At 66.9% G+C, this 15,025-nt stretch carries 14 protein-coding genes and 2 tRNA genes; 9 read left to right on the top strand and 7 right to left on the bottom strand.

Annotation, left to right across the window (positions count from 1 at the left end):
* Positions 1 to 8: 8 nt before the first annotated feature.
* Positions 9 to 85 (top strand) — tRNA-Ile (locus EG799_RS12895).
* 22 nt (positions 86 to 107) lie between these two features.
* Positions 108 to 184, top strand: a tRNA-Pro gene (locus tag EG799_RS12890).
* A 90-nt stretch (positions 185 to 274) separates the two neighbouring features.
* On the opposite strand, the gene EG799_RS12885 is transcribed toward EG799_RS12890, so the two are convergent.
* A complete protein-coding gene (locus EG799_RS12885) occupies positions 275 to 1,621 on the bottom strand; it encodes a M20/M25/M40 family metallo-hydrolase (RefSeq protein ID WP_123881982.1) in 1,347 nt (448 codons plus the stop codon).
* 129 nt (positions 1,622 to 1,750) lie between these two features.
* On the opposite strand from EG799_RS12885, the gene ettA reads away from it, so the two are divergent.
* Positions 1,751 to 3,424: an energy-dependent translational throttle protein EttA gene (gene ettA / locus EG799_RS12880; protein WP_123881980.1), complete on the top strand. Its 1,674-nt coding sequence runs from the start codon at positions 1,751 to 1,753 to the stop codon at positions 3,422 to 3,424.
* A gap of 19 nt (positions 3,425 to 3,443) precedes the next feature.
* Positions 3,444 to 3,710 carry an acylphosphatase gene (locus EG799_RS12875; RefSeq protein WP_123881978.1) on the top strand — a complete coding sequence of 89 codons (267 nt, stop codon included), beginning with the start codon at positions 3,444 to 3,446 and terminating at the stop codon, positions 3,708 to 3,710.
* A 176-nt stretch (positions 3,711 to 3,886) separates the two neighbouring features.
* On the opposite strand, the gene EG799_RS12870 is transcribed toward EG799_RS12875, so the two are convergent.
* Entirely contained in the window at positions 3,887 to 4,471 is a 585-nt protein-coding gene (locus EG799_RS12870) for a pyridoxamine 5'-phosphate oxidase family protein (protein WP_234029157.1), read from the bottom strand.
* A 206-nt stretch (positions 4,472 to 4,677) separates the two neighbouring features.
* On the opposite strand from EG799_RS12870, the gene EG799_RS12865 reads away from it, so the two are divergent.
* Positions 4,678 to 5,568, top strand: coding sequence for an RcnB family protein (locus EG799_RS12865; RefSeq protein ID WP_234029156.1), 891 nt, complete (start codon positions 4,678 to 4,680; stop codon positions 5,566 to 5,568).
* Positions 5,569 to 5,650: 82 nt separating this feature from the next.
* On the opposite strand, the gene EG799_RS12860 is transcribed toward EG799_RS12865, so the two are convergent.
* The gene (locus EG799_RS12860) at positions 5,651 to 6,220 is read right to left on the bottom strand and encodes a cytochrome b (RefSeq protein ID WP_123881975.1); all 570 of its coding nucleotides are present in this window, start codon (positions 6,218 to 6,220) and stop codon (positions 5,651 to 5,653) included.
* Positions 6,221 to 6,321: 101 nt separating this feature from the next.
* Here EG799_RS12860 and EG799_RS12855 point away from each other — a divergent pair, with 101 nt between their 5' ends.
* Positions 6,322 to 7,002, top strand: coding sequence for a prolyl hydroxylase family protein (locus tag EG799_RS12855; protein ID WP_123881972.1), 681 nt, complete (start codon positions 6,322 to 6,324; stop codon positions 7,000 to 7,002).
* A 9-nt stretch (positions 7,003 to 7,011) separates the two neighbouring features.
* On the opposite strand, the gene EG799_RS12850 is transcribed toward EG799_RS12855, so the two are convergent.
* The gene (locus tag EG799_RS12850; protein ID WP_123881969.1) at positions 7,012 to 8,634 is read right to left on the bottom strand and encodes a lysine--tRNA ligase; all 1,623 of its coding nucleotides are present in this window, start codon (positions 8,632 to 8,634) and stop codon (positions 7,012 to 7,014) included.
* Between the two features lie 93 nt (positions 8,635 to 8,727).
* Between EG799_RS12850 and EG799_RS12845 the strand changes: the two genes are divergently transcribed.
* Positions 8,728 to 9,612 (top strand): mechanosensitive ion channel family protein, encoded by an 885-nt coding sequence (locus EG799_RS12845; RefSeq protein WP_123881966.1) that lies wholly within the window; start codon positions 8,728 to 8,730, stop codon positions 9,610 to 9,612.
* A 17-nt stretch (positions 9,613 to 9,629) separates the two neighbouring features.
* Here the strand turns inward: EG799_RS12845 and EG799_RS12840 are convergent, their stop codons facing one another.
* Positions 9,630 to 10,682 (bottom strand): hypothetical protein, encoded by a 1,053-nt coding sequence (locus EG799_RS12840; protein WP_123881963.1) that lies wholly within the window; start codon positions 10,680 to 10,682, stop codon positions 9,630 to 9,632.
* A gap of 185 nt (positions 10,683 to 10,867) precedes the next feature.
* Here EG799_RS12840 and EG799_RS12835 point away from each other — a divergent pair, with 185 nt between their 5' ends.
* Both EG799_RS12835 and EG799_RS12830 read left to right on the top strand, forming a co-directional pair.
* Positions 10,868 to 13,612, top strand: coding sequence for an ATP-dependent DNA helicase (locus tag EG799_RS12835; RefSeq protein ID WP_123881960.1), 2,745 nt, complete (start codon positions 10,868 to 10,870; stop codon positions 13,610 to 13,612).
* Positions 13,609 to 14,142 (top strand): SixA phosphatase family protein, encoded by a 534-nt coding sequence (locus EG799_RS12830; protein WP_123881957.1) that lies wholly within the window; start codon positions 13,609 to 13,611, stop codon positions 14,140 to 14,142. The genes EG799_RS12835 and EG799_RS12830 overlap by 4 nt, the downstream gene beginning before the upstream one ends.
* A 75-nt stretch (positions 14,143 to 14,217) precedes the next feature.
* Here EG799_RS12830 and EG799_RS12825 read toward each other — a convergent pair whose 3' ends face one another.
* Positions 14,218 to 14,592: a MerR family transcriptional regulator gene (locus EG799_RS12825; protein ID WP_123883131.1), complete on the bottom strand. Its 375-nt coding sequence runs from the start codon at positions 14,590 to 14,592 to the stop codon at positions 14,218 to 14,220.
* Between the two features lie 53 nt (positions 14,593 to 14,645).
* Positions 14,646 to 14,948 carry an integration host factor subunit alpha gene (locus tag EG799_RS12820; protein WP_181950931.1) on the bottom strand — a complete coding sequence of 101 codons (303 nt, stop codon included), beginning with the start codon at positions 14,946 to 14,948 and terminating at the stop codon, positions 14,646 to 14,648.
* Positions 14,949 to 15,025 lie beyond the last annotated feature (77 nt).

The raw sequence follows: 15,025 nt of genomic DNA, 5'->3' as shown, positions 1-15,025 counted from the left end.
GACTGTGCGGGCCTGTAGCTCAGTTGGTTAGAGCTGGCCGCTCATAACGGCTAGGTCGCGGGTTCGAGTCCTGCCGGGCCCACCAGTCTTTCGCGAACCGACCGGTTCGGGGAGTAGCGCAGCCCGGTAGCGCATCTGCTTTGGGAGCAGAGGGTCGCAGGTTCGAATCCTGTCTCCCCGACCAGTTTGAGCCGGAGAACACCCCCGGCGGCTGCAAAGCGTCGTGCCCGGTCCGGGGGCCGGATCGGCGCCGCGCAGGCGTCGCTTCGGGCCTTCACTCCGCTGGTTTGATCGGCCCCGCCTCGTTCGCCAGCACGTTCACCAGTGCCGCCCAGACCGCCACGTTCTGCGCCAGGATCGCCGGGTCGACCTTGTCGAGCGTGTCGTTCGCGGTGTGATGGATGCCGAAATAGTCGCTGATGTCCTGCTGCAGTTCGATGATCGCCCCGCCCTGGTCGCGCACCACGTTGAGGTCCGCGCCCCCCGCGGCCACGTCGGTGGACGGGCCGACGCCGTAACCGTCCACCGCCCGCAGCATGCGCTGGTAGAGGTCGGGATTGGTATCGGTGAAGTTGCTGCTCATTTCCCAGATCAGGCCCATGCCGGTATCGCTTTCGATGCCGGCGGCGATGGGTTCGTCCGCATGCGCTTCGCTGTAGGCGGTGCTGCCGTAGAGGCCGGTTTCCTCCGATCCGGCGAACAGCACGCGGATGGTGCGCAGCGGCCGCCCCGCCTCGGCCACGCGCCGGGCGGCGGCCGCCGCGACAGCGCAGCCCACGCCGTCGTCGAGCGCGCCGGTGCCCAGATCCCAGCTGTCCAGATGGCAGGCCAGCAGCACCGGGGGCAGCGACGGGTCGCGCCCGACGATCTCGCCCGTCACGTTGCCGCTCGGCGTCATGCCGACGAAGCGCGGCGTCAGCGTCATTTCCAGCGTCACCGGCTGGCCGCGCTCCAGCATCCGCGTCAGATTGTCGGCATCGGGGTTGGAGAGCGCCGCGGCGGGGATCGGTTCCTGGCCCTCGTCCCAGCCGGTGCCGCCGGTATGCGGCAGGCGGTCGGTGTCGGAGCCGATGGAGCGGATCACCACGCCCGCAGCGCCCTTGCTGGCGGCGATGGCCGGTCCCCGGCGCCGCGCCTGCCCGAAATAGCCGTAATGCGACCCGTCCATCGTCGCGCGCATGGCGTGGTCGATGAACGCGATCTTGCCCGCGAGACTGCCCGCCGGGGCGGCTTCGAGCTCCGCCATGTCGTCAAACCGCACGACCTCGGCGATCAGTCCGCCCTCCCCCGTCGATCCGCTGCGGCCGAGGGCGGTCAGCACGATGGGTTGCGGATAGGGCGACACGATCCGCGCCGTCTCCTCCCCGCGCACCCAGGTATCGTGCATGAAGGGTTCTTCCACGACATTGGCGAACCCGTTGGCGCGCAGCCATTCCATCGCCCAGGCACGGCCCCGCGCCTCGTCCGGGGTGCCCGCCAGCCTGGGGCCGACCTCGGTCGAGATGCCTTCCACGAAGTCCCAGGCGATGGGATCGTGCGCGCCGGGTTCCAGGTCGTAGCGCTGGGCGGTTGCGGGAGCGGCGAGCGAGAGCGCGGTCAGCGCGAGCAGGGTCTTTTTCATGTGGCCGTTCGCTAGGCGAGCGCGCCCCGCTTGCCAAGAGGCCACGCCCGCTTGCCCAACGGCCCGCAAGCCCCTATCTGCGCGGGCAAATCCCTCTCACGCGAAAACCAGATACCCGAAGGACGCTCGATGGCCGCCCAGTACGCATATGTCATGAAGGACATGACCAAGACCTTCCCCGGCGCGCAGAAGCCGGTGCTGTCCAACATCAACCTGCAATTCTATCGCGGCGCGAAGATCGGCATCGTCGGACCGAACGGCGTGGGCAAGTCGACGCTCATCAAGATCATGGCCGGCATCGATACCGACATATCCGGGGAGGCCTGGCCGGGCGAGAACATCTCCGTCGGCTACCTGGCGCAGGAACCGCAGCTGGACGAGAGCAAGACGGTGCTGGAAAACGTCAAGGACGGCGCGCGCGAAACCGCCGAGATGGTCGAGCGCTTCAACCAGATCGGCATGGAGATGGCCGAGGAGGACGCCGATTTCGACGCGCTCAGCACCGAGATGGCCGAGTTGCAGGACAAGATCGACGCGGTCGATGGCTGGACGCTCGACAACCAGCTCGAGATCGCGATGGAGGCGCTGCGCTGTCCGCCCGGCGACTGGAACGTCACCGATCTTTCGGGCGGCGAGAAGCGCCGCGTGGCGCTGACCCGCCTGCTGATCCAGAAGCCCGACATCCTGCTGCTGGACGAGCCGACCAACCACCTCGATGCGGAAAGCGTGGAGTGGCTGGAAAACCACCTCAAGGACTATGCGGGCGCGGTGCTGATGATCACCCACGATCGCTATTTCCTCGACAATGTCGTCGAATGGATCCTGGAGCTCGATCGCGGCTCCTATTACCCCTACGAGGGCAACTACTCGACCTATCTGGAAAAGAAGGCGAAGCGGCTGGAGCAGGAAAGCCGCGAGGAATCGGGCCGGCAGAAGAGCCTGTCGCGCGAGCTGGAATGGATCCGCCAGACCCCCAGCGCCCGGCAGACCAAGTCCAAGGCGCGCATCCGCAAGTTCGAGCAGCTTCAGGAAGCGCAGCAGGACCGCAAGCCGGGCAAGGCGCAGATCGTTATCCAGGTGCCCGAGCGCCTGGGCGGCAAGGTGATCGAGGCGAAGGGACTGACCAAGTCCTACGGCGACAAGCTGTTGTTCGAGAACCTCGATTTCATGCTGCCGCCGGGCGGCATCGTGGGCGTGATCGGGCCCAACGGCGCGGGCAAGTCGACCCTGTTCAAGATCATCACCGGGCAGGAGGAACCCGATGAAGGCTCCATCGCCATCGGCGACACCGTGCGGCTGGGCTACGTGGACCAGAGCCGCGACGACCTGACGGCGGGCAACAACGTGTGGGAGGAAATCTCCGACGGGCTCGATTACATGAAGGTCAACGGGCACGACGTCTCCACCCGCGCCTATGTCGGCGCGTTCAACTTCAAGGGACCGGACCAGCAGAAGAATGTCGGCAAGCTGTCGGGTGGCGAGCGCAACCGCGTCCACATGGCGAAGATGCTGAAGCAGGGCGGCAACGTGCTGCTGCTGGACGAACCGACCAACGACCTCGACGTGGAAACGCTCGGCGCGCTGGAAGAAGCCATCGAGAACTTCGCCGGCTGCGCCGTGGTCATCAGCCACGACCGCTTCTTCCTCGATCGCCTTGCGACGCACATCCTCGCCTTCGAGGGCGACAGCCATGTCGAATGGTTCGAGGGCAATTTCGAGGCGTATGAGGAAGACAAGCGCCGCCGCCTGGGCGACGCGGCGGACCGGCCGACGCGCCTGGCCTACAAGAAGCTGACCAGGTAGGCGCTGCGGCGTCCCGCCCATGATCGCGACCCGCCTGATCGTTCGCGGCACGGTGCAGGGCGTGTTCTACCGCGACTGGACGGTGCGCAATGCGCGCGAACTGGGCGTGGCCGGATGGGTCCGCAACCTGCCCGATGGCACGGTGGAGGCGCATTTGCAAGGCGCGGCCGAAGCGGTGGAAACGCTGGCCAGCCGGATGCTCGACGGGCCGCCATCCGCGCGCGTCGCGCGTATCGAGCGGGAGGCGGCCGAGGCAGACGGACTGGCGGGTTTCGAACGCCGGTAGGATAGCTCCGGCTGGCTTTCCTACAGCTCGCCGGGCGCTCTACCGCCCGTGCCATGCCGCCGCTTGTCCGTCCCCTTTCGATGCCCCGCGACAGGGCGCATGCGGGCCGGCGGTTCTCCGGCTCAGGACATTGTCACACCTGTCACACCTTGCCCCCTCCGCGCGGCCTGCCGGGGTCAGGGGACGACCCAGGTCCACGTCCCGTCGGCGTAACGCGCGCGGCGGTGGCCGTCATTGTCGAGGTAGAACCAGTCGAGTTCATAGAGGTCCACCAGCATCACGGCGAAGTGCTGGCGTGCCGGCGCAATCTGCGAGTCGCTCGGCTGGATGCCCTCCGCCCAGTCCGGAAGGCCGGAGGTCGGCGCATCGGCAGGCGTCCCCGGTCCGGCCTCGGCCAGGTAACAGCGGCGGGCGAAGTTCGTGCTCTCCTCCCACGCCGCATCGGCAACCGGCCCGTCGCGCTCGATCCGTCCACGACCGCGCACGCGGATCTGCACCTTGGCGTCGGCATCGTAGAACAGCACCCCGATGCGCGGATCGCGCGTCACCACGCCGACCTTGGGGGAACGGGCGTCGGTATGGAACCGCAGGGTCAGCCGCCCGCTATCCGCGCCGCGCGTCACGGCGCGCAGCACCATCACCCGCGCCCGCGCGTCCGCCGTCGCCACGACCGGCGCGTGCATGGCGCTCTTGCGGTCGCTGGCTCCGGCGCGAAGGCGGTCGACGATGTCTGCCTCGATGGCGGCAAAAGTCTCGTGCATCGCGCCAGTCTAGACGGTGCGGCCCGTCGCGCCAATCGCACCGCGCGTTCATCGCACACGTCACGAACATGAACACAAGGCCTTGGTGGCGGTTCAGTTAACGCTCATGGCTCGTCGCTGTAAATGCACGTATCGACAGATCGGGCCGAGCCGCCCTTCCCGCGCGCTTCACCCTTCGCTCTGTCAGACCAGAGGGAGACGTTGCCATGCAACTGGCACATTTGATGAAGACCTGCGGCCTGGCCGCACTCGCCGCGGCGATGACGCTTCCGGCGATACCGGCGGCCGCGGCGGCAGCCGACAGCGGCGCGGCCGCGGAACAGCAGCGTCGCGGCGATCGCGGCGATCGCAGCGATCGCAGCACGCGAAGCGAGCGCCGCGGCAATCGCGGCGACCGTGGCCTTAGCGGCACCCTTCGCACCCCGCGCGAAACCGTCGACCGCCCGGACATGCAGCGCCAGCGCGAGCGCCGGGCGGAACGCACCGACAGGCGAAGCAGCGTCCGTACCGAACGACGCGAACGCAGCCGGAGCGAGGCTCGCACCGATCGCAGCGCCGAACTGCGCGCCCGCGAGGCTCTCCAGCGACGGGGCCGGGACTATGTCGGTGCGAACCGCGATCGCAGTTATGGCGCGCGCGACCGCGATCAGCGCTCTTACCGCGACCGCGATCAGCGCAACTGGCGTGACCGCGACCAGCGCCGCGACTACCGCGATCAACGCAATTACCGCGATCAGCGCAGCTATGGCGATCGCCGCGACTACCGCAACCAGCGCGACAACAGGCGATGGGACCGCCGAAGCTGGCGCAACGACCGGCGTTACAACTGGCACACCTACCGCGATAACAACCGCTCGCTGTTCAGGTTGGGCCGCTACTATTCGCCCTATCGCGGCTACAGCTACAGCCGGCTGAGCATCGGCTTCCGCCTGGGCAGCCCGTTCTATTCCAGCCGCTACTGGATCAACGATCCGTGGAGCTATCGCCTTCCGCCGGTCTATGGCGGGTATCGCTGGGTGCGCTACTACGACGACGTGCTGCTGGTGGACACATACACCGGTGAAGTTGTCGACGTGATCTACGACTTCTTCTGGTAGGCGCCACGACCTTTCGCCGGAGCGAGTGGCCGGCGATGCGAACCCCCCGCCCATCGCGGCGGGGGGTTTTGTCTTGCGCGCGTCAGCGCCGCTCTGCCCCGACACTGCCGAACGGAAGCATGCGGAAGATGCCCCCGTCCTTGTCGAAGAAGGTATGCTTCAGGGCGCCCAGAATGTGCAGGCCGATGAGCCAGATCATGATCGTGCCGGTTGTCGCGTGTACCTCGAAAATGGAATGGCCGAGATCGCCGTTCTGCCCCACCGGCAAGGCCGGGATGGTGAACAGACCGAAATAGTCGATCATTTTCCCGCCCAGCGAATTCGCAATCCAGCCGGCCAGCGGCAGCGCGACGAGCAGGATGTAGAAGATGAGATGCGTGCCCCGCGCCAGCACCCGTTCCCAGGTCGCGTAGTTCGCCGGGAGCGGCGGCAGCTTGTGCGTCAGACGCCAGGCGATCCGCCCGAGTGTCAGCGCCAGGATAGTGATGCCGAGCGCCTTGTGATCCGCCATCAGCGCCGCGCCATGCGCCCGGTCGGCGGTTTCGTGGGCCGTCTCGGCCAGACGCCAGTTCCAGATGACGGCGATGGCGATCGCCCAGTGGAAGATCATCGCGCCGAGCGAATAACGGCTCTTGGTAGTGGCGTCGGTCATGCTGCGGCCCTTTCCTGTTCTGTCTCGCGATCCTAGAGCGCGCGAACCAGTCGGCAAGCCCTCTTGCAGTTTCGCGCCGCGAATGGAAAAGGTTTGGGCTTATGGCCAGCCAGTCTCCAACCATCCCCGCCGACCGCGATCGCCTCGGTCTGATGAAGGTCGGCAGACAGGTGCGCGAGCGTCTCGCCGCCAATCCCACGGCCTATCGCGTCCCTTCGGAGGAAGTGGAACTTTGGGCCATCGGCGATTTCATGTCGCCCGCCGAATGCCAGAAGATGCGCGACCTGATCGATGCGACCGCCAAGCCCAGCGTGGTGTTCGACCTCGACTATTCCAGTGGGTACCGCACAAGCTATTCGGGCAATGTCGATGCCAACGATCCGTTCGTGAAGAAGATCAGCCGGCGGATCGACGACCTGCTGGATATCGAGAGCAGCTTTGGCGAGACGATCCAGGGCCAGCGATACATGCCCGGTCAGGAATTTCAGCCCCACCACGACTGGTTTCATCCGGACACGACCTATTGGGAGCTGGAAATGAACCGGGGCGGCCAGCGCTCGATCACCGCGATGGCGTTCCTCAACCATGTCGAGGGGGGCGGCACGACCGATTTCACGGAGCTGGGCATTTCCATAGAACCCAAACCCGGCGTTTTACTGGTCTGGAACAATGCAAAGCCGGACGGCATCACCAATCCGGCGACGATCCATGCCGGCCGACCTGTGACGGCGGGAAGCAAGTACATCATCACCAAGTGGTACCGGACGAAGGCCTGGTACTGATTCGCACCCCTACCGCGCCAGCGCCTCGGCTATCAGGGCGCGCGTGTTCGCCACCCCGTAAAGCGCGATGAAACTGCCCATGCGAGGCCCCTGGGCACTGCCGAGAAGCGTCTCGTACAACGCCCGGAACCAGTCGCGCAGGGATTCGAAACCGAAGCGTTCCTGCTTGCCGATCTCGTAAACCATCGTCTGCAAGTCTTCGGCCGTGGTGGTCGGATCGACCGCATCGAGTTGCGCGTCCAGTTCGCGCAGTGCCGCTGCCTCGTTCGGGTCCGGCGCGCGTTTGTTCAGCGTCGGCGCGACGAAGTCGCGGTTGTAGGCGAGAGCTTTCGCCACCAGCACGTCGAGGTCGGGATGCGCCTCGGGCCGGGCATCGGCGATGTAGTTGCCAAGGTAGGACCAGACCTGGTCCGCCGTCGCTTCCGCCCCCAGCACACCGACGAGGTTGAGCAGCAGCGCATAGGTCACGGGAAGCGCGTCCCCCGCCCCCGCGGGCGGTTGTGTCGGCGCCGCGTCGTTCACCCGCAGCAGGTTCCAGGACGGATTGCCAAGCTGCTTGTCGATGTCCTGTTCGCAGATGCGCTCCCGGAATTGCCAGTAATCGTCCACCGCGCGCGGAATCACGCCGGCGTGCAGTTGCTTGGCACTCTTGGGATTGGGGAAGATGTAGAAGCCGAGCGAATCGTCGCTGCCATAGCGGAGCCATTCCTCGATCGTGAGACCGTTGCCCTTCGACTTCGAAATCTTCTCGCCATTGGCGTCCAGGAACAGTTCGTAGATCAGGCCCTCCGGCTTGCGACCCCCCAGGACCCGGGCGATCTTGCCCGACTGTACGCCGCTGTCGGTCAGATCCTTGCCGTACATCTCGTAATCGACCCCCAGCGCCAGCCAGCGCATGGCCCAGTCGACCTTCCATTGCAGCTTTGCCTGTCCGCCGAACACGCTCTGTTCCACGGTGCGCCCAGCGTCCTCGAAGCGGATGGTGCCGTCGGCGGGATCGATCACCTCGACAGGCACCTGCAAGACGATGCCGCTTTCCGGACTGATTGGCAGGACGGGCGAATAGGTCTGGCGCCGCTCTTCTCTCAAGGTGGGCAGCATCACGTCCATGATCGCATCGTAATGCGTGAGCACGTTTCGCAACTGATCGTCGAACGCGCCATCGTTGTAACGATCGCTCGCGGCGACGAATTCGTAGTCGAAGCCGAAGCGGTCGAGAAAGTCGCGCAGCATGGCGTTGTTGTGGTGGGCGAAACTCTTGTGCTCGCCGAATGGATCGGGAATCCGGCTGAGCGGCTTGCCCAGGTTGCGCCGGAGCATCTCCTGGTTCGGCAGGTTGTCGGGCACCTTGCGCAGCCCGTCCATGTCGTCGCTGAAGGCGACCAGTCGGGTCGGCGCGGGCTTGCCGTCACGGCTGCCCACGATCTCGTAGGCACGGCGTACCAGGCTCGTTCGCAGGACTTCCTGGAACGTGCCAATATGCGGCAACCCGCTCGGCCCGTAACCGGTTTCGAACAGCACCGGCTCTCCGCCGGGCTTGCCGTGGGGATATCGCTTGTGCAGCCGTTGCGCTTCCTGAAAGGGCCAGGACTTGGAACTGCGGGCGGCTTCTACTAGGTCGGAACTGAACATGGGCGGCGCTTACGCGCTCCCCACAATCCGGCGCAAGGCGGAACCCGCCCGCGTCACTCGTATTTGTCAGGAAAGAAGACGGGGAGCAGCCACGTGAACTATATCGGAACCCTGCGCGATCAGGTGCAGGGAATGGCGCAAGGCTTCGTCGCGATCCTGCCGAACCTCGCCATCGCGCTCGTCGTCCTGATCCTCACCTGGCTGATCGCCAAATCCGCGGTTCGCATCACCGCCCGGCTCACCAAGAAATCCAGCATCCGCGAGGATCTCCGGCAGCTTATCGCCACGCTCGTCCGGCTGGCGATCTGGATCGTGGGGATCATGCTGGCGGCGATCATCGCCATACCCAGTTTCACCCCGGCGGGCTTCATCGCCGGCCTCGGCGTCGGCGCGCTGGCGATCGGCTTCGCCTTTCAGGACATATTCGAAAACTTCCTCGCCGGCGTGCTCATCATGCTGCGCGAGAAGATGCGCATCGGTGATCTGATCGAGGTCGAGGGCGTGCTCGGCAAGGTCGAGCATATCAGCCTGCGCGAAACGCATATTCGCCAGCTGTCGAACGAACTCACGATCATGCCCAATTCGATGCTGTTCAAGAATGCCGTAAAGATCCTTACCGACGACACCGTGCGGCGCAACGAGGTCATCGTGGGCGTGAGCTACGATGCCGACCTGGAAGAGGCGCAGCGCGTGATCGAGGAAGCGATGGGCACGGTGGATGCCATCGTGAAGGATCGCCCCGTGATCGTTTACGCGCAGGAATTCGGCGGCAGCTCCATCGACTTCCTGGTGCAGTGGTACGCCCAGTCCGCACAGCGCGATCTCAGGCAGACCAAGAGCGAAGCGATCAAGGCGATCAAGAAGGGACTGGACGCGGCCGGGATCGAAATCCCCTTCCCCATCACCACCAACATGTTCCCCGAACCGCTGCGGATCGAGACGAGGAACACCGGCGAGAGAGGCGACGCACCGGCCTGAAGGGCGCCCTTCGCCCGCTAGTTGCTGGCCGGCTTGCGCGGACCGAAGGCGTCCTCTCCGAAGGACAGGTGCAACGTCGTGTTCGGACAGCGCGCGGCCGCCTGCCGCTTCGCCTCCGCCAGCCGCGCCGCCTCGCGTCGCTCGCGTTCCACCCGCACCGCCTCCGCCTGGGCGCGCTGCTTGGCGACGAGATTGGTCGTGACCATGCCACTGGGAACCGGGCGCGCACCAGAGGAAGGCGCGGGGGGCCGGTGCCGGTTCGGATTGACCTGCACCAGCGTGGCGGGATCGAACACCGGACGGTCGGGGGGCGCAGGGGCGGGTGCCGGCTGCTGCTCGCGCCGCGGCGCGGATTGAGCCACGGCGGATGCGGGTTGCGGACGTTCGACGCGCTCTGCCGTGTGTGTCCTCGGGCCTTCCGCGACCCGGCGACGCCGGACGAGCACCACGATCGCTCCGCCCAGCGCCAGGGGAAGCAGGAGCCACATCAGCCAGTCGAACGAGTTGCCTTCATCCCAGGCAGAGGGCGCGCTGCCGGCGTCCGCCGGCAAGGCCGTGGCCCGCGTACCTGCCGATCCTTGCGAAGGCATTTCGGGCCTTGCCGGCGCGTCGGCCGTTGCTGACGCCCCTTCGGTCGATATGGGCACGTCCGTCTTGGTATCGACGCGCGGCGGGGTTTCCGCCGGGTCCGTCTGCGTCGGGTCGCGGGTTGCCTCCCGCGACCGTGAGCTCGTCGCCCGCGCAGAGGGCGCGGCGGCGGGGGCGAGTTGCGGCAGTTCCACGCGCTGCGCCTGCCGCGCACGCTGCGGGGCCGGCTCGCTCGCGCGGTCCTGCTGCTGCGGCAAGGGTTGCACCATCGGCTCGAACCGGTCTGCGGGGCGGCGTTCGGGCTGCGTGGAGGAGCGCAAGTCGAAATCGCTGTCGATAGCCCCCATCGATCCGCTCGCTCCCGTGGGGGCGGGCGTCGGCTCGGTATCCTGCGGCCATGCAGGGCTGGCGGCAAGGAGCGCGGCGGCGGCAAGGACGGTGGCGGCAGGGGCGGCGGGACCGAGAATGAAGCGTGATCTCATGGCGCGCCGGAGCATAGCGTCGCCGCTATGCACTGGCCTGAACGAATTTCCATGCACCGCGAATTTTCGTCGCATTCGCTACACCGTTCGCCGGCTGCGGTAAGGCTTAACGCGAAACCCTGCACTGGTGATCGACCCCGGGCACTTGTTTACATTTCGTTCCGCATACCGATAACGGGCGGGCAATGTCTTGCGACACCGTTCCCGTCCTCCCCCTGCCCGCGCTCCATGCCAGTCACTCGGGCAGCTGGCTGCGCCCGGCCAAGGGCGACACGCGGGGAATTTCCAAGGGGGAGGCGGCGATGGCCGCCGCCGACACCCCGCATCTCATCCTCAACGCCCCGCTGGTGGCGACGCGGCTGGGCTATCCGGACCTGTCGGGTCTAGACCTGCTAGAACTGTTCGCCTTCATCCATCCGGCGAAATTCTGCGTGCCCACGCCGAAGGGACTCGCCCATGCCGTCGGCCTGCCCGAACCGGCGGACGGAGCCGAGGTGCCCGAGTTGCTGCAACGCGCGGCGGGCGTCCTGCTGGCGACCTGCGAAAGCGCCGAGTGGGAAGCGCGGGAAGGCGCATGGTCGATCCTGCAATCACTCGCGCGTTCGCGCTGGCAGTGGGCGCAGATCGTCGCTCCGCATGTCGCGAAGCCCGATCGCGCGGAGAAGTGGCTGTTCTCGCGCCTGCCTGAATGGGAGGAGGCACCCGAGCGCGCGCAGCCCGGACAGGTGCTGATCGGGGAGGAAGCGATCCACGGCCAGCTCGAACGCCTCGTCGGCGAAGGGTCCGAACGGCGGCAGGGGCAGCGAGACTACGCCCGCGACGTCGGTTCGATTTTCGCTCCGCGCGAAAGGCACGGGCGGCCCCACGTCCTGCTCGCGCAGGCGGGTACCGGCATCGGCAAGACGCTCGGCTATCTTGCCCCCGCATCGCTCTGGGCGGAGCGGAGTGGCGGAACCGTCTGGGTCAGCACCTATACCAAGAACCTGCAACGCCAGCTGCGCGGCGAATCCCGGCGCGCCTGGCCCGAACGGCGCGCCGACGGTTCGCGCCCGGTCGTGGTGCGCAAGGGGCGGGAAAACTACCTGTGCCTGCTCAATCTGGAAGACGCGCTTCAGGGCGGCTTCGGGGGCCGCTCCGCCATTCTCGCGCAGCTCGTGGCGCGCTGGGCCGGCTATTCGCAGGATGGCGACATGATCGGCGGCGACCTGCCGGGCTGGCTGGGCACGCTGTTCCGCGGGCGGGCGATCCGTTCGCTGACCGATCAGCGCGGCGAATGCGTCTATGCCGGTTGCCCGCATTATCGCAAATGCTTCATCGAACGCGCCGCCAGGGCGAGCGCGCAAGCCGATCTCGTCATCGCCAATCACGCCCTGGTAATGGTCAACGCCGCCCGCGGACGCGACCATGCCCAGCGCCCCACGCGGATCCTGTTCGACGAGGGACATCACGTTTTCGACGCCGCCGATTCCACCTTCGCCGCCGCGCTGACGGGTCAGGAAGCGGTGGAGCTGCGGCGCTGGATCGTCGGCCCCGAACGCGGCACCAAGGGCCGTCGGCGCGGTCTTGCTGCGCGCCTCGCCGATGTCGCCAGCTATGACGATGCCGGCGGAGAAGCGATCGAAGCGGCGCGCGAGGCCGCGGACGCCCTGCCCGGGGACGGCTGGCTGCAGCGCCTCAACGAAAACGCCCCTTCCGGCCCGCTGGAGCATCTGCTCGCCGCGGTGCGCGCGCTGACCTACGCCCGTGACGAGAGCGGGGCGCTGGACGCCGGTTACGGCATCGAGACCGAGGCCGCGGGGCTGGAGGGCGACTTCATCGAAAGCGCGCAGGCCGCCGCGCAGGCGCTGGCGGCGATCCGCCAGCCGCTCATCAAGCTCGGCATCAGGCTCGAGGCGATGCTCGAGGACGCCCCCGACTGGCTTGATGCGCAGGGCCGCGCGAGGATCGACGGGGCGCGCTTCTCACTGTCCTGGCGGATCGACACGCTGGCCGCGTGGGAGGCGTTGCTGGTGCGGCTCGGCGGCCCGGCAGACCCGGAATTCGTCGACTGGCTGGCGGTCGACCGCAACGACGCTCGCGAATTCGACGTCGGCCTGCATCGCCGCTTCCTCGACCCCATGAAGCCGTTTTCCCGGGTGGTGCTGGAAGGCGCGCATGGCGTGATGCTGACGAGCGCCACGCTATGCGACCGGGGAGAAGAGGGTCCGGACTGGGGCGACGCGGTCCAGCGGTCGGGCACGGCGCACATCGCCGTGCAGCCGCGTCTCGCCGATGCCGCCAGCCCGTTCGACTACGCCGCCAACGCGCAAGTGCTGATCGTCACCGATGTAAGGAAGGGCGATCTGGCGGCGCTCGCCGGCGCCTATGCGCGCATCATCGAAGCGTGCGGTGGCGGCGTGCTCGGCCTGTTCACGGCCATCCGCCGGATGCGCGCGGTTCACGGCCGCATCGCCGACCGGCTCGCCCGCGGCGGACTGCCGCTGTACGCGCAGCACGTCGACCCGATCGACACCGGCACGCTGGTCGATATCTTTCGCGACGATCCGCTCAGTTCGCTGCTTGGCACGGACGCGCTGCGCGACGGGGTCGACGTGCCGGGCGACTCCCTGCGCTGCGTCGTTATGGAACAGGTTCCCTGGCCCAAGCCCAGCATCCTGCACCGCGCGCGGCGGGCCGCGGCGGGCGGATCGGTGTATGACGATCGCATCATCCGGATGCGGCTGGCACAGGCCTTCGGACGTCTGATCCGGCGGCAGGGGGACCGGGGGCATTTCGTCGTCCTCTCCCCCGCCTTTCCCAGCCGGTTGCTGACGGCGTTTCCCGCGGGCGTGCCCGTCACCCGCCTGACGCTAGACGAAGCTTTACAACGTATCGCCACAGGTGTTTCGTGGCCCGTGGGCGCGGCGGCGAAAGAGGACGAGCATCAGTGAAGCGACTGGGCCTGCTGCGCCATGCCAAATCGGACTGGGACGACATGTCCCTGCGCGATTTCGACCGGGGCCTCAACGAACGCGGGCGCAAGGGCGCCGCGCTGATGGGCAGGCACATCCGCGCGCATGGCGGTGAGTGGGATATGATTCTCGCCAGCCCGGCCGAGCGGGTCAAGAGGACGCTCGCAGCCAGCGGCATGACGGTTCCCGTCCATTACGACGAGGCCGCCTACATGGCGGACGTCGACACCCTCGCTACGCTGTTGTCGGAAATCGCGGACGATCCTGCCAGCGTGCTGCTGGCGGCGCACAATCCCGGAATCCAGGATCTCGCCCTGCGCCTCGTCAGACCGGAAGACGAAGGCGCGCTGTATGACGAGCTCGCGCAGAAATACCCTACGGCAGCCTTCGCCGTGCTCGAACTGGACATCGACAGCTGGCGGGACATAACCCTGCCGTGCGGCCGCCTCGTGCATTTCGCGCGGCCACGCGATCTCGACCCCGATCTCGGGCCGGAGGTCTTGCGCTAGGAGGGGCGAGGATGCGGTTTGCGAAATGGAAGCCGCGGCACCGCGCTATCGCGTGCGTTGACAGGGTAGGGTCGGTCAGCCCGAGAGAGCATCGGCGAGGGTTCGCCGGACGGCGCGAAGCTCGGAAAGGACATGACCCATATCGGGCGCGCGCGACGTGTCGCCGGGCAGGTCATCGCGTTCGGCCGTCTTTCCCCCTTCGTCTCCGGCGGCAACCATCGGCTGTTCGGCGGAGGCGTCCGCGATCACCTGGCGCGCACCCTTGATGGTGTAACCCTCTCGATTGACCAGCCGGTCTATCCAGGCGACCAGCGCCACGTCTTCCGCACGGTAGAGCCGGCGACCGCCGCTGCGCTTCAGCGGTTCGAGCGTCGGGAATTGTTCTTCCCAATAGCGCAGTACGTGCGGTTTCAGTCCGAGCGCGGCGGCCACTTCACCGATGGTGCGCATGGCATCGGGCGCCTTGCCGTCGTCGAAGCGCACGGGATCGGGCGCGCGACCGGTCACGAGGCGTCGGCGATCCGCTCTTTCAATTTCTGGCTGGCACGGAAAGTCATCACCCGGCGCGGCGTGATCGGCACCTCGACCCCGGTCTTGGGATTGCGGCCGATCCGTTCCTTCTTGTCGCGCAGCACGAAACTGCCGAAACCGGATAGCTTCACGTTCTCGCCGTCGGACAGCGCATCGCACATCTTCGCCAGAATCGTCTCGACCAGATCGAGGCTTTCGGCCCGGGAGAAACCCATCTTGTAATTGATCGTCTCGGCAAGGTCGGCCCTGGTGAGGGTTCCCACGGATCGCATCATATCCACGCGCAAAAGCTCCCCTATTACTCGCGACCCGTTGACATTTATGAATTAAACGACCGCTTTTGGCAAGCGTC

Origin of the sequence: Aurantiacibacter spongiae (assembly GCF_003815535.1) — a bacterium.
GTDB lineage: Bacteria > Pseudomonadota > Alphaproteobacteria > Sphingomonadales > Sphingomonadaceae > Alteraurantiacibacter > Alteraurantiacibacter spongiae.
The sequence above is the reverse complement of the archived record's forward strand: the minus strand, read 5'-3'. Positions and strand labels throughout refer to the sequence as shown.